The following is a 15,039-nucleotide window of genomic DNA, read 5'->3' as shown; positions in this document are numbered from 1 at the left end:
GTATTGTTTGAAAGGGGCTGAAATTGAAAACCAATGCATGACACCTATACTGATTGGTATTAGTTCAATTGCTAACTTGCCGCTGTTACTGTGTAGCAGCGGCATTTTTATAGCAAAAATTCTAATCGCAATTGCCATTGATTTGGTCATTTCAATGACCAATCTTATTCTCGATTGCTGCAGCATTATTTATTGCTACTTTTCACCACAGCTATTCTCTACAGCTCATCATCACCACTTTTCGCTACGACTATTCTCCACAACAACTCTCCACAACAACTCTCTACAAGCATCCTCCACAACAATAAGTACTACTGATTGGCATACAAAAGGTTTGTACTGCAGATAAAAATCGAAAATTAGAAGATATTAACTATGCTTGTAATGCATAAGTTAATTATTTGACTGTGTTTTTGTGTTTCTTGGGTTAAAATGTTGTCGCTTGATGGTTGGGGCTTTAAGCTGAGGCTAGCGGTTGGGTTTTATCTTCAAGGTTATACATATTGCCTATCACAATATTAAGTCGCACTGAGTAAAGGCGGATAAATGAAGATAGCAACAACGGCGAGTGGGATTAGCTCTAGCATGACTTTGAATAGCGCTGGTTGGCTTCGTAATGTTTTATATAAAACAGCTTTGCTTTTAATTTGCTTGTTAAGCTCAACGATAAACAGCGCAATGGCTGCTGATGCACCTATTCGGCAATGGCAAGATACTGATGTTGACGGCGTGCCAGATAGAAAAGATGCCTGCGCCAAAACAGTCGCAAATCAAAGGGTCGATGCCAGCGGCTGTAGTCATGAGCAACAAGCATTGAGGTTAACACCAAGTTTGGCTGTGATGCCAAACTATTGTTTTAACACCAGTAACGGGCAACTTTTTCCGAGTTCGTGCTCAGAAATGTCATCAATTGCTGTTAGGTTTGAGTTTGCTAAAGCGCAAGTACTGATGTCGCAGCAACAAGTATTTGTAGGCTTGTCTCGCTGGCTGAACGCAACGAATGTGCCTTTAGTGCTAATTGGTCATACAGATTCGATTGGCGAAGCGCGCTTTAATCAGCATTTATCTGTTGAGCGGGCACAACAAGTGAAAAAGGTGTTAGTGCAGCAATTTGGGTTTGCAGCAGACAGATTTCAGGTTAAGGGCATGGGTAGTGTTTACCCTGCTGCTAGTAACCAAACCGCGTATGGTCGAGAAAAGAATCGACGCGTTGAGTTTTTAGTAAACGTTCAATAGTTTGTTTTTAATTTAAGGGAGTATATACATGGATAACTTGCAAGGGTTAATGGACCAAGCACCAGAACTCATTGTCACTTATGGCATGAAGATCTTGTTTGCCATTATCATTTTTATAATCGGTAAATTCTTATCGAATGTCGCTAAAAATCTCACGACCAAATTGCTCGAAAAGCGCAAGGTCGACAACACAGTTGTTTCGTTTGTCGCTAACATTGCTTGGGCACTGGTGTTTGTATTTACCATTGTGGCAACGCTTGGGCAGATTGGGGTGCAAACAGCGTCACTCGTCGCTGTAATCGGTGCCGCGGGTTTAGCCGTTGGTTTGGCGCTGCAAGGCTCACTTTCAAACTTTGCGGCGGGCGTTTTGATGGTGCTATTTAGACCATGCCGTGTGGGTGACTATGTAGAAGCAGCCGGCATTGCGGGTACAGTTGATGAAATCACTATCTTCTCAACTAAACTACTAACACCGGATAATAAAGCGATTATCGCGCCAAACTCAGCAATGATGGACGGCACAATTATCAACTACTCAGCGATGGCCACGCGTCGTTTAGATTTAGTTATCGGTGTTTCTTACGATGCTAACTTGGCAGAAACTAAGAAAGTGCTAACTTCGATTTTAGATAACAATCAGTATGTACTTAAAGATCCTGCTTATACGGTTGCGGTTGCTGAGCTTGCTGATTCATCAGTTAACTTTGTTGTTCGCCCTTGGGTTAAAGGCTCTGACTACTGGCCTGCGCACTTTGAAATTCTTGAGCAAATTAAGATTGCACTTGATGAAGCAGGCATCGGTATTCCTTATCCGCAAATGGATTTGTATGTAAAAGAAACCCCTGCAGCTTAATAGCCACTATGCTGACAGGCTTTAGATAGCTTAAGTTAGATAGCTTGAGTCAGTCAGCTCGTGTTAGTTAGATGGGGATAGATAATAAAAAGGTCGGCTTATGCCGACCTTTTTTAATTTTAATAGTATTAATGCGCGTTATCAGACTGATACTGATAATCAAATTTTGGCATTGACCATTTATAATGGATCGCAAGCATGCGAAAACTAAAGCCAAAGGCTAATGAAATCGATAAGTTAATCCACTCTGGCACACCATAGCTCTTCATCGCTACATAAGCGGCGGCAGTTAACAGAGCCACCAGCGCATAAAGCTCTTTCTTAAAAATTAGCGGTACCTGGTTACACAAAATGTCGCGGATCACCCCACCAAAAACCCCAGTTACCACGCCCATAACAATCGCAATTTCAGGGCTAAAACCTAAGGTTAAGGTTTTTTGAGCGCCAATAATCGAAAACACAGCTAAGCCAACGGCATCGATAGCTAAAAATAACTTAGATAAATGACGCATTACCGGGGCTATCATTACCGTGAGTAATGATGCGGCGGCAATCGCAATAAGATAATGGACGTTTTCAATCCAGATCAATGGATAGTTGCCAAGCAATATGTCGCGCAAGGTGCCACCACCAATAGCTGTTACACAGCCAATAATAACTACGCCAAACAGGTCCATCTGTTTTTTACCCGCAGCCAGTGCGCCGGTCATGGCTTCGGCTAATATGCCGATAAGCCACAAAAAGCTGATAATTTTAACTTCTAACATGATTTGCACGAGCTAAATAAAAGGGAGACGATTTTGCCTGTTTTTACGGCTTAAATACAATGATAAAAGTTGAATTGTTGCATTACATTTTCTAATGCATTCTTTTTCTGGTGTGAGCTGTGTCGCATAATATACGGTGTTTTGTTTATTTTATGATTAGATTTATATTTTAGTTATGTTCATAGTTGTTGAATATGCAGGCTAATTTATCAATCAGTAGTTTTGGTGGTGTTTATTACGGTTTGTAAACTTTGGATTTTTGCTGGTAGTTGTTTGCTTGGCGCAGTAATATTGGCCACTATTTGATAAAACTAGATTTATAGACTTGAGGTTCACAATGATTGATTTTCGCAGTGATACGGTCACTAAGCCAACAGCTGCAATGCGCAGCGCCATTAGCCAGGCTGAAGTTGGTGATGATGTTTATGGCGATGATCCAAGTGTTAACTACCTTGAAGACATGGCCGCAGAGATGTTTGGTTATGACAATGCATTGTTCACCTCTTCAGGTACTCAAGCTAACTTACTGGCGTTAATGGCACATTGTGAGCGTGGTGACGAATACTTATGTGGTCAGCAAGCACATAACTATAAGTTTGAAGGCGGCGGGGCGGCAGTATTAGGCAGTATTCAGCCACAACCACTAACTAACCAAGCAGATGGCAGTATTTTACTGAGTGACATTGAAGCGGCAATTAAACCAGACGATATTCATTTTGCTCGTACTCGTTTATTAAGCCTTGAAAATACCATCGGCGGTAAAGTTGTACCGCAAGCCTACTTAGCGCAAGCACAAGCTTTGGCATTTGAGCGTGGTTTGAAAATTCATCTAGATGGTGCCCGTGTTGCTAACGCTGCCGTTGCACAAAATATTCCGATGACAGACATTACCCAGTATTTTGACTCGGTTTCAATCTGTTTGTCTAAAGGTTTGTGTGCACCAGTTGGCTCGATTTTATTGGGCGACGAGCGTTTAATCACTAAAGCAAGACGCTGGCGTAAAGTGCTAGGTGGCGGTATGCGTCAAGCGGGTATTTTAGCTTCAGCTGCAACATTGGCTTTAACAGAGCAGGTTGAACGCTTAGCGGAAGATCATGACAACGCAGCGTTTTTAGCAAATGAACTCGCAAACATTGATGGCTTTAGTGTTGATATGTCGCAAGTGCAAACCAATATGGTGTTTGCTCAGGTGAGTGATGATATTAATGTCAAAGAGTTAGCCGTTGACCTAAAGGCAAAAGGCATTTTATTAAGCCCGGGCAAAACCATCCGTTTGGTTACCCATGCTGATATTTCAAGAGCTGATATTGTTCGCTTTATCGCTGAGCTAAAAGGCTTATTAAGCCGCAGCTAGCAAACAGCGTATATTTAGCAGCAAATACTCATAATAAAAAACCTAGGCGATTGCCTAGGTTTTTTGTTTTCCGCCATATGCTAACGACTTTAGTCGGTGGTTATCATTTTTGGCCAAGATTATTCAATGCTGGTGGTCTGCGCCACTTGATAATGCATTGCCGTGGCTGTCGTAAAAGCCTGAGCTACCATGCTGAATAAAACCTTGGTGGATCATTTGTGCAATAAAAGGATCTGACTCATTGTCACCCACATCGGCAAAATCCATATCACGGTAGTTCGCAATATGCTCGGCAAACTCAGCTGAGCTTAGTGGAGCCAACTCAACCAGCTGGACATTGAGCTGCTGCTTGCCTTGCAGCATGATCATGTTTGCAGGTAGCGCTAGCTCAGATAACCATGCAAGTTTCAGTTGCTGATTGTGCAGCGCGCCTTGGTAGTGAGTCACTTGCTGGCAAGTTAAATCAATATTGCCAGCTGCTTGCAGTTGGTCTGTTTTAGCTGGTTGTGTGCTATTTACTGCCGTTAGCTGCTGAATAGTGCTTGGGGCTACAATTTGCGATAGCTGTTGATAATCAAAGTGCATGTTTAACGACAGTAAGTCGCCTTTGCGATATGAAATAGAGCGTTGTTGTTTAGGGAAATAACGCACATACTCGCCTTGTTTATTCCACAACTCAAAGCTCACATCGTTACGCTGATAAATCACTTGGTCGGCACTACGTAGCAAAGTTAAGCTTTGCTGTCCACCTTGGCTGGTGGTTATTGAATAAGTCGCGCGCAGATGTTCAGGGCTCATGTTGCCAGAGCTTATGTTATTAGCGCTTATGTTATTAGTGCTTATGTTATTAGAGCTTAGGCTTTCACAGCTTGCAGCACTAGCATTAAAGGCTATGCCCGCTAATAAGCTGATGCTAACCACAGTGTTGATAGCTGCTTTATAAAATAGATTGTGTGAGCGCCATGATTGGCCAAAATATGAAACTAGCATGTTGACTCCTACAGCAAAAATGGCACATGCCTAAGTTTTGCATTAATAAAAATGACCACATAATCTGTTTACTAAAATAACGATGTGGCCAAGATTGTTTGTAAAACGGAGCTAGTGTTCGCTAGCTCCCATTCCTTTATTGCGCAGCTTCAGCTTTGCTCACAAGGTTGCCAGCATGATTCATTACGTGGAACAAGTGGTTTTGCTCAACGGTGCCCTGAACAAGGTGTGAACCTGGGCCGCGGGCAAAGATGCCAACGTCTTCACCTGCGTGAGTTTCACTACTTAGCGGAACCAGCGCTTCTTGGTGAAAGCCTGCACTTTGGGTATCAACATAGTTAAGGTCAAAGCGCCCCGGAGCAACTTCAAAGCCGTAACGTTCATCACCACCAGTCTCAAGGTTGGCGTAGCCACGGCCATTGGTGTAACCCACTGTGGTATAAGGCATGCCGTTAGCATCAGTTGCATTGGTTACAGCTGGTTGGCCGTCTGAGCCATTACCTTTAACTAGGCCAAGAATCGGGTTACCACGAGTTGGGTAGCCAGCAATGGTAAATACATGGCTGTGATCTGCTGTCACCATTAACAGGGTATCGTCAGCCGATGTTTTTTCCATCGCCACGCGTACCGCCTCAGATAATGCAATGGTGTCGTGTAAAGCGCGAGCAGCGTTACCCGCGTGGTGAGCATGGTCAATTCGGCCAGCTTCAACAATTAACACAAAGCCTTTGGTGTTTTTCTGCAAAATATCGATGGATTTAGCCGTCATTTCAGCAAGCGAAGGCTCACCGTTAACGCCATCTGTACTGCGGTCTAACTCATACTCCATGTGAGATGAGTTAAATAGCCCAAGTGCATGGTCTGTTGTCATAGGATCTAGCGCTAAAAACTCATCTCTGTCTGCCACATAGGCTGAGTTGTCATACTTAGTTAACCACTCATTAGTTAAATCGCGGTTATCTAAACGTCGGCCAGACTTGCCTTCAGGATCGGTGACTGTGGTTGGAATAAACGAACGGCGACCGCCGCCCATCACTACGTTTAAGCCTGAGCCATAATCAAATGCGAGTAGCTGAGAGGCGATATCTGCGCAGCCATTAGTCACTGCTTCTTCTGGTAAATCAGCATCGTTTTCCCAGTTACGCTCAGGTGCATGGGCATAAGTTGCAGCTGGCGTTGCATGAGTTATACGCGCTGTTGATACCACACCAGTAGATAATCCGGCCATGGCGGCAAGCTCTAAAGATGTCACTAAGTTTTGACCTTCGGTTGAGGCACAGTTACCACGAATCACGCCTTCTGCTTGACCAATTACACCCACATCGGTTTTAACCCCTGTGACCATAGCCGTCATGGTGCCAGCTGAATCTGGCGTTTGGCCGTCAACATTATAAGTTTTTGCTAAGCCAACATAAGGCAAGGTTTCAAACGATAGCGAGTTTTCCTCACCGGTTTGGCCTTTAAGTTGTCCCTCTAAAATGCGCGCGGCGGTAACCGTTGATACGCCCATACCATCGCCAACAAATAGAATGATATTTTTTGCAGCACCAGCTTCGTTATTAACCGTCATCTCTTGCGCCTTAGCTACGCGAGACTGCCCGTCTACATACCATTGATTTACGGCTGTCCAGTCTTTGCCGTTATCGCCAGTTTCACCTTTATCACCATCATCACTACAAGCGGCAAGTCCCAGCATTGCAGAAACTGATAATACGAGTAATTTCTTGTTCATTTTAAAACTCCATAAATGGGTACAGTTGCAGGCGCAATCTCCGTTGAGCCAAGCATGATTTGGTACAATTATTTGCTTGTACCCATCGTTTAGTATTTGGTTCCACCAAGCGCTTGCGCTTGATTGATGACGTGATAAATAACGTTTTGCTCGATAACCCCTTGCACAAGATCAGAGCCTGGGCCTGTGGCATGCAAAGTAATATCTTCACCAGCGTGAGTTTCGCTGCTTGTTGGAATAAGTGCTTGCTGCTTAAACTCTTTATCTTGGGTATCAACAGAGCTTAAATCGTCACGTACGCCCACTACTGCGCCAGGGCCATTGGTGTAGCCGACAGTCGTGTATGGTTTGCCATCTTTAGCAATAGAGACATTGCCGTCGATGCCATGAACTAAACCTAGAATTGGATTACCGCGTTTTGGGTAACCTGCAATAGTAAATACATGGCTGTGATCAGCCGTAACCATAATGAGGGTTTCTTCTGGATTGGTATTTTCAACTGCAGTGCGCACAGCGTTTGACAGCTCAACGGTATCCATCATGGCGCGGTAAGCGTTGCCCGCATGGTGAGCGTGGTCGATACGGCCAGACTCAACAATTAACAGATAACCTTGTTCATTCTTGTTAAGCAGCTCAATGGATTTTGCGGTCATTTCAGTCAATGATGGCTCGCCTGCAGTGTCATCTAATCGGTCTGCCTCATACTCCATATGAGATGAGTTAAATAAGCCAAGTAGATGATCGGTAGCATCGACATTAATCGCATCAAAACCTGCTTTATCCCATACATAGGCAGCATTGCTGTGGTTTTCAGTCCATGCTTGGGTTAAATCAACGCCATCAGCACGGCGACCTGATTTGCCCTCACCATCGGTCATATCGTTAGGGATAAAGTTGCGGCGACCACCACCAAGGGCAACGGTGAGCGCATCGGCTTCATCACGCATTACAAGCTGGTAAGCAATATCTTTGCATTCATTGGTGACAGCTTCTTCAGGCAGATTTGAGTCCGCTTCCCAGTTACGTTCAGGCGAGCGTGCATAAGTTGCCGCCGGAGTGGCGTGAGTAATACGGGCTGTACTTACCACACCAGTTGATAAGCCCTTAGCGTTGGCTAAGTCGACTAAGGTGATTAGCTCATTACCTTTTGATGACAGGCAGTTGGCGCGTAAGCTAGTGTCAGACACTGACAAGACGCCAGCTTTTGACTTAACCCCGGTAGCCATTGCCGTCATGGTGCCAGCAGAATCTGGAGTTTGTTGGTTAGTGTTGTAGGTTTTAACTAAAGCGGTTCTAGGGAATTGCTCAAAGCTTAAAAAGTTTTCTTCACCGCCTTGATTGTCTGCTTGTTGCTGACCTTCAAAAATACGTGCGGCAGTAAGGGTTGATACGCCCATGCCATCACCCAAAAACAAGATAACGTTTTTAGCTTTTGTTGCAGTTGTTTGATTTATTTTATCACTGACGAGTTGGGCGCTATCTTTGTACCATTGGCTGTCTGTTTGGCTGCTGGGTAAAACAGAAGCATTTGCCGCGACAGTTGCGAGACTACAAGAGATCATCACAGCTATTCTTTTGATATTATTCACTATTGTCACCGTAAATTAGTTAGGTTTATATAAGGTTCCTTGTGGCGAACAGATTGTCAGGTAATTGCGTGACGTTATTGAGTCGGATTTATGTCGGTTTTATTGCGGCAATAAGATTGATGATCCACTAAGCGCATAAATAGCGCATAGCAGCACCAAATGAGTGCGATGCTTTAGATGTTGAGGTTACATGTTTATTGTAAGAGTATGATTTTATTGGCGATGGTTTGTTGGTATTCGATTTGCTACCACTAATTAAGTATTTAACTTTTGAGGTGTAGATAATGAAATATTACAGCCGTCGTTTTATTAAACCTGAACATCTAAATCCGGCCAACTTTCTATTTGGAGGACAATTGTTAAGTTGGATCGATGAGGAGGCCGCTATATTTGCTGGCTGCCAAATGAAGAGTCAGCGCCATGTGACTAAGTTAATGTCGGAAGTTAATTTTATGGCACCTGCCAAGCAAGGGGATGTCATCGAGTTTGGCTTAGAGCTAATTAGCGCAGGGGCTACATCGATTACCGTCAGTTGTAAGGTGCGCAACAAGCTAACTCAATTACCTATTGTGAGTATCGACAAAATTGTGTTTGTACACGTGAACGAGAAAGGCCAGCCAGCTGAGCATGGCATGCGCGCCAATGCGGCCTAGTGTGTAATAGATTAATAATCACTAAAAACAAAGGCTCAATGATGAGCCTTTGTTTATAACTGAACTTTACAGCTTAATTTTATAGGGAGTAGAGTAGAGCGCTAGTCTTCGCTAAGATCTTGTTTTACTGAATTAACCGCATCTCTTGAAGCGTGGCCGATTGCGCGAGTGGTATCTCGAGTTGCATGGCCAATATCTGTGGTGACTTCTTTAGTGGTACTGCCAATTTGACGACCGGCTTCTTTTAAGTCGGCACAACCGCTAATGGCCAAGCTGCACAATAATGCGTTGATTAAAGCTAACTGTTTCACTGAATGATATTCCATTTCTTATTAGATGGCGGGCATATTGCCAGCAATGTTAAAACTGCGCTAGGGCAGTGTGTCACGTTATCAGACTAGCCTTGGAATGAAGGCTGGTTATATTTTTGTTTGTGTTCGGTGTTACCAATTAGATTGTTTGAACTTTTAGTTCCGTAGCTATCAATCGCCTGCAACGGGAGAATAGTAGCCTTGGAATTAAGGCTGGTTACATTAATTTAGGTTGGTGCTACCAAGTAGACTGTTTGAACTTCTAGTTCGGTAGTTATCAATCGCCTGCAGCGGGCGTATGTGCAGATACTGCCGTGACACGCTATAAATACATCCCTGTAAGCTCGGCATGACAAATAGCATCCCTGCTAAAAGGCCAGTTCGGCATCCTGCCTCTCGTTCGAAAGCTTGGTAACTTCGTTACCTCTCACCTTGTCATGGACGGTCATGGCCGCATCTACACTTGATAATCGGAGTAATCATTAGGTTATAGGGTTTGGTTTCTAACTAGGAAATGCCCCAAAGTTACTTAGCTTTAGAATGAAGCTTGATTACATTTTTTGGAGAGCGCTATCTGATAGAAAGTTATGAGTTTCAGTTTCATAGTTATCAATCGCTTGCAGCGGGCGCATGTGCAGGCACTGCTGAAGCTCGCCTCAAGTACTTCCGTGTAGGCTCAACGAAAACATCCGTGTTTTCGACGGCTTCAGCCGCATCTGCACTAGGTTAAACAAGCACAATTCTGATGATTCGGAGTTATGGCTGTAAGGTTAGTTAACTATCCGTATCTGTGCCTAATTCGCTCCACCCTTTTCTTTTTCTTTATTGAAGCCCGCAGCAGTATCCACACCTAGTAATTGGTGTACTCATTATGTCTTAGTGGTTTGAAATCTAGCTGCGAAGAAGTAGGTTTCTGTACTGTTATATCGTCATAGCTATGGCTTTACTGCTTACTTTGTCCTGTGTAATGGGCGTTTTGCCGTTGGGTTATGTAGAAATAATGGTGAAAAACTATAAAGGTGTAATTGTGCATTCTCGTTCATTGCTGGATAACAGGTAAGCAAAGTGCTCGAGCGTACTTTTACCAAAGATTTATCGGATATAACTCCCAAAATCGACGCTTAATTAATTGTTATTATTTGATTTTAATTTAATAATTCTGTGCGCGCTTTTCCGGGGTTCACCGAAAAAACGCGCGAGCGTCATATTAAAATGTTATGTTTTTGGATTATTTATGAAAAAAATTCTTTTAGTCTTGATTGTGCTCTTCTCTGCTAATTCTTGGTCGCAAGGTATTCCGGTTAATGCTTCTAAAAATTCATATGGTGATGGGTGGAAGTGCAACAAAGGCTTTTATAAGTCAGGCAGCCAGTGCCAAAAAGTTCAAATCCCTGAAAATGCCAGCTTAGATGTCTATGGCAGCGGCTGGAAGTGTAACAAAGGCTTTTATAAATCAGGCAACCAGTGCCAGAAAGTTCAAATCCCTGAAAATGCCGGCTTAGATGTCTATGGCAGCGGCTGGAAGTGTAACAAAGGCTTTTATAAGTCAGGCAGCCAGTGCCAGAAAGTTCAAATTCCTGAAAATGCCGGTTTAGATGTCTATGGCAGTGGCTGGAAGTGCAACAAAGGCTTTTATAAGTCAGGCAGCCAGTGCCAGAAAGTTCAAATTCCTGAAAATGCCGGCTTAGATGTCTATGGCAGCGGCTGGAAGTGCAATAAAGGTTTTTATAAGTCAGGCAACCATTGCCAGAAAGTTCTAATCCCTGAAAATGCAGGCTTAGATGTCTATGGCAGTGACTGGAAGTGTAATGCTGGATTTAAACGGGGTGGTGACTCATGCCTTGCCATGTCCAATGATGAATTAGAAAAGCAACTTGAACTAGAGCACAAGTTGGAAAATACAATGCAATGTCCAAATCAAGCGACATGTAAGTATAGTTCAAATGGATCAGGTGTTTACTGTGGAAGTGAGTCCGCAACATGTGCTTATAGTGCAGATGGTTCAAGTGTTTCTTGTGGTGGAAAGTCTGCAACATGCGCCTATAGTGCAGATGGTTCAAGTGTTTCTTGTGGTGGCGAGTCTGCAACATGCGCCTATAGTGCAGATGGCTCAAGTGTTTCTTGTGGCGGTGAGTCTGCAACATGTGCCTATAGTGCAGATGGTTCAGGTGTTTCTTGTGGCGGTGAGTCTGCAACATGCGCCTATAGTGCAGATGGCTCAAGTGTTTCTTGTGGCGGCGAGTCTGCAACATGTGCCTATAGTGCAGATGGCTCAAGTGTTTCTTGTGGCGGCGAGTCTGCAACATGTGCCTATAGTGCAGATGGTTCAGGTGTTTCTTGTGGCGGTGAGTCTGCAACATGCGCCTATAGTGCAGATGGCTCAAATGTTTCTTGTGGTGGTCAGTCTCAAACGTGTGCCTACAGCGCAGATGGTAAACAAATGTCATGTGGTTGCGACTGAAACATAACAATAAAAATCAGGCGGAGGCATGAATGCGTCGCTGTCTTAAGCGTTATCCAAAACTAAAAGTTAGATTATCTTTTACATATTCAGGAATTTAAATGAGTATTGAATTTTTAACCAGTAATGCAGAAAAAGTGAACTACCTATGTGCATTGTTAAAATCAAGGGCAACTGGTAAAGAGTCATCAAACAGTGAATACCAACAGTTGAGGCACGAGCTTTTAAGTAATAATACGTTGTCATCACACCTGCCTAGTTGGTTAAAGCTTGCTCGTGATTTAGACTCGTTTTGGGACTTTATCCAGCCCAAGTTTGGCACTTATCTAGAGCGTCGGGCATTTCTAGATAAAGAGTTTGCAGATCTATTGAGTCATTTGGAATTTGGCACACAATTAGCCTGTCAACAACCAGCAGTCTTTCAATCTCCAGCTCAACAGAATGTCCATCCTCAACATGTAGTATCAGCAACTCCGATTTTCTCTGTTCCTCAAGAACCCAAGAAAAACAAGGTATTTATTGTTCATGGGCGTGACAATGAAGCTAAGCAAGAAGCAGCAAGACATATCGAAAGTATCGGTCTTGAAGCCATTATATTGCACGAACAAGCAAGTAGTGGGATGACAATAATTGAAAAAATTGAGCACTACGCAGGTGAAGCGGATTTTGCAATCGTAATATATACACCTTGTGATAAAGGGCGTGGAGCTTTCGAAACAACTGTACCAGCTCGTGATCGTGCAAGACAAAATGTTGTTTTCGAGCATGGTTACCTAATGGCTAAGCTTGGACGAAAAAATGTGTGTGCTTTAGTTAAAGGGCAAATAGAAACACCTAATGATATTAGTGGTGTTGTGTATGTTTCAATGGATCAAGCTGGTGCGTGGAAAAATGACGTAAACCTTGAGCTTAAAGCTTGCGGCTATAGCTTATAGCTTACCGCAGGTTTTGTATAACAAAGCCATTAAGGTGATGCTTTACACTCGGCGATTTTGGTATGAAGTTTGGTGTGCTTTGTGAGTTTATCGTGGCGAACCCTATGTTAAGCGTTACTGAATGAGCGAACACCATAGATTTACTAACCCAACGACTCTAATTTAGAGCCTGAGTTTTAGCTCGTTTCTGTCCAAAAACGAGCTAGGCCTTTAATCCTTACTGTATGTGCCAAAGGTTGTGTTGTTCTAACCTAGTGTAGATGCGGCCGTGACCGTCCATGACATGGACGTCATGGCCGAGCTTACAGGGATGGACTTGCTGCGTGTCACGGCAGTGTCTGCACATGCGCTGGCCGCAGGCCATTGGAACCACTTGAGTTAAATGTCACACTCAGCTTGAAGATAAATAAAGTCTTTGTTATCAAACGAAGTTTGATTTCCAAGTGTCGCAAGACTGAGAAAGCCAACTTAATTTGGCAGAAAATGTTGCTGGTGCTAAAGCAAAATAAAAGCAAAATACCAGCAACATTCAAAAAGCTTATTAGTGCAACTTCAAGTGTGGGTGTACGATGCGGCTAATGCCTTTCGCGAACATCAACAAGGTGCCTTTAATTGGGCCGTGTAGCTCAATCAAGTGTCTGCGGTATAGTGAGGTGTAAACAAAACGTGCAATCTTGCCTTCTACCATTACGCCGCCACCAATGAATGACATCAAGTTACCTACAGTGTGGAACTTAGATAGGTTCACTAATGCACCCAAATCTTTATATACGTAATTGTTTGATGCTGGCTTGCCATTTAACAATAACTTGATGTTGTCTGCTGTCATCAGTGCCATTTGGCGGGCTGATTGACCACGTGGTGGTACCCAGCTGCCATCTTCTTGTGGGCAAGCTGCGCAGTCACCAATCGCAAAAATCGCAGGATCGCGGGTAGTTTGCATATTTTGATTAACCATCACTTGGTTAATGTGGTTGCTCTCTAGGCCGCCAATCTCTTTCAAGAAGTCTGGTGCTTTTACGCCAGTAGACCAAATCACCATATCAGAGGGAATAAATTCATCTTCAGAAGTATGTAAGCCTTCTTTAGTGACTTGGTTAATACGAGTGTTGGTCATTACCTTAACACCAATGGCTGTTAGCTCTTTGGCGACAGACGCTGATATCTCGGCTTTCTCTACCTTAGGCAGAATGCGGTCATCGGCTTCAATAAGGGTGATTTCAAGTAAGCTGCTATCGATTTTGTAGCCAAAGCCGCGAAGCTGATCAACTGCGTGGTGCATTTCTGCAGACATCTCAACCCCAGTTGCACCGGCGCCAACAACGGCAATTTTAATTTTGTCGTCAAGTTGGTGATGGCTAGCGTAGCGCATGAACTTGTTTAGTAGCATGCTACGAATTTCCATCGCTTGTTCTGTGCTATCTAAAAATACGCAATTATCACGCACGCCAGTAATATTAAAGTCATTGGCGATGCTGCCGATTGCGATCACTAGGTAGTCGTAATCGATGCGGCGGGCAGGTAAGAGCTCATTGCCTTTTTCATCATTAATAGGTGCTAAAATCACTTGTTTAGCTTCTCTATCAATATCTGTCATTGCACCTTGTTGAAAGTGATAACCATGGTTAGCAGCGTGACCACGGTAGCTAATAGCATCAATACCAATATCTAAGGCGCCTGTGGCAACCTCATGCAGAAGGGGCTTCCAAACATGGCTTTCGGCACAATCAATCAGTGTGACTCTGGCTTTGCCTTTTCGGCCAAGTTGGTGACCGAGTTTAGTTGCGATCTCCATACCACCAGCGCCGCCACCTACGATGACAATATTAGCCATTTCATGCATGAGTTCTTTAATCCTTAATTAGATAAAAATGTAAATTAAATATAGGTTTAACTTATGGCCGAGTAAGCAAAAAGGCGGATTGAGCCTAAAGATTTTACTTGGTTATAACTTGGGCTATATCGAAATTTTGACGATAATTTAGGTTAAAAAGTGTAGCAGTAGATATGAAAAACGGCAATTTAGCAGTAAATCTGGGTTAAATTGTGTTTTTTAATGGGTTATGTTTTTTAATTCTTTGTATTTTAATGCTTTATTGTTTTTATGGACGTTGTTTTGTAGCGGTTTTAAACTGTGGTTTACGCTTTAGGATAAGAG

The 15,039-nt window shown here is 43.3% G+C and carries 13 protein-coding genes; 7 read left to right on the top strand and 6 right to left on the bottom strand.

Translation table 11 applies throughout. The annotated features are described in order from the left end of the window. The first annotated feature begins 546 nt into the window (after positions 1-546). Together MSG37_RS01585 and MSG37_RS01580 are read left to right on the top strand one after the other, a co-directional pair. Positions 547-1,236 (top strand): OmpA family protein, encoded by a 690-nt coding sequence (locus MSG37_RS01585; RefSeq protein WP_248468815.1) that lies wholly within the window; start codon positions 547-549, stop codon positions 1,234-1,236. A 28-nt stretch (positions 1,237-1,264) separates the two neighbouring features. Next, positions 1,265-2,089: a mechanosensitive ion channel domain-containing protein gene (locus MSG37_RS01580; protein WP_248468814.1), complete on the top strand. Its 825-nt coding sequence runs from the start codon at positions 1,265-1,267 to the stop codon at positions 2,087-2,089. Positions 2,090-2,217: 128 nt separating this feature from the next. On the opposite strand, the gene MSG37_RS01575 is transcribed toward MSG37_RS01580, so the two are convergent. After that, positions 2,218-2,856, bottom strand: coding sequence for a trimeric intracellular cation channel family protein (locus tag MSG37_RS01575; protein ID WP_248468813.1), 639 nt, complete (start codon positions 2,854-2,856; stop codon positions 2,218-2,220). Between the two features lie 337 nt (positions 2,857-3,193). Between MSG37_RS01575 and ltaE the strand changes: the two genes are divergently transcribed. Next, complete coding sequence (gene ltaE, locus MSG37_RS01570) at positions 3,194-4,210, top strand: low-specificity L-threonine aldolase (RefSeq protein WP_248468812.1); 1,017 nt, start codon at positions 3,194-3,196, stop codon at positions 4,208-4,210. A gap of 123 nt (positions 4,211-4,333) precedes the next feature. Here the strand turns inward: ltaE and MSG37_RS01565 are convergent, their stop codons facing one another. The 3 genes from MSG37_RS01565 to MSG37_RS01555 form a co-directional block, all read right to left on the bottom strand. Beyond that, complete coding sequence (locus MSG37_RS01565) at positions 4,334-5,200, bottom strand: hypothetical protein (protein ID WP_248468811.1); 867 nt, start codon at positions 5,198-5,200, stop codon at positions 4,334-4,336. Positions 5,201-5,336: 136 nt separating this feature from the next. Further along, a complete protein-coding gene (locus MSG37_RS01560; protein ID WP_248468810.1) occupies positions 5,337-6,932 on the bottom strand; it encodes an alkaline phosphatase in 1,596 nt (531 codons plus the stop codon). An 89-nt stretch (positions 6,933-7,021) separates the two neighbouring features. After that, positions 7,022-8,494 carry an alkaline phosphatase gene (locus MSG37_RS01555; protein WP_248469134.1) on the bottom strand — a complete coding sequence of 491 codons (1,473 nt, stop codon included), beginning with the start codon at positions 8,492-8,494 and terminating at the stop codon, positions 7,022-7,024. Between the two features lie 311 nt (positions 8,495-8,805). Here MSG37_RS01555 and MSG37_RS01550 point away from each other — a divergent pair, with 311 nt between their 5' ends. Next, a complete protein-coding gene (locus tag MSG37_RS01550) occupies positions 8,806-9,174 on the top strand; it encodes a hotdog domain-containing protein (RefSeq protein ID WP_248468809.1) in 369 nt (122 codons plus the stop codon). A 101-nt stretch (positions 9,175-9,275) separates the two neighbouring features. On the opposite strand, the gene MSG37_RS01545 is transcribed toward MSG37_RS01550, so the two are convergent. Further along, positions 9,276-9,500 carry a hypothetical protein gene (locus tag MSG37_RS01545; protein WP_248468808.1) on the bottom strand — a complete coding sequence of 75 codons (225 nt, stop codon included), beginning with the start codon at positions 9,498-9,500 and terminating at the stop codon, positions 9,276-9,278. A gap of 532 nt (positions 9,501-10,032) precedes the next feature. Here MSG37_RS01545 and MSG37_RS01540 point away from each other — a divergent pair. The 3 genes from MSG37_RS01540 to MSG37_RS01530 all read left to right on the top strand — a co-directional run bounded on the left by MSG37_RS01540 (position 10,033) and on the right by MSG37_RS01530 (position 12,881). Beyond that, positions 10,033-10,215, top strand: a complete 183-nt coding sequence (locus tag MSG37_RS01540; RefSeq protein ID WP_248468807.1) for a hypothetical protein — start codon at positions 10,033-10,035, stop codon at positions 10,213-10,215. Between the two features lie 504 nt (positions 10,216-10,719). After that, a complete protein-coding gene (locus tag MSG37_RS01535) occupies positions 10,720-11,946 on the top strand; it encodes a hypothetical protein (protein ID WP_248468806.1) in 1,227 nt (408 codons plus the stop codon). A 101-nt stretch (positions 11,947-12,047) separates the two neighbouring features. After that, positions 12,048-12,881, top strand: a complete 834-nt coding sequence (locus MSG37_RS01530) for a nucleotide-binding protein (RefSeq protein WP_248468805.1) — start codon at positions 12,048-12,050, stop codon at positions 12,879-12,881. Between the two features lie 541 nt (positions 12,882-13,422). Here MSG37_RS01530 and MSG37_RS01525 read toward each other — a convergent pair. Next, complete coding sequence (locus MSG37_RS01525; RefSeq protein ID WP_248468804.1) at positions 13,423-14,724, bottom strand: NAD(P)/FAD-dependent oxidoreductase; 1,302 nt, start codon at positions 14,722-14,724, stop codon at positions 13,423-13,425. Between the last annotated feature and the right edge of the window lie 315 nt (positions 14,725-15,039).

The sequence above is a fragment of the Shewanella sp. 1CM18E genome (assembly GCF_023161665.1).
Taxonomy (GTDB): domain Bacteria; phylum Pseudomonadota; class Gammaproteobacteria; order Enterobacterales; family Shewanellaceae; genus Shewanella.
The sequence above is the reverse complement of the archived record's forward strand: the minus strand, read 5'-3'. Positions and strand labels throughout refer to the sequence as shown.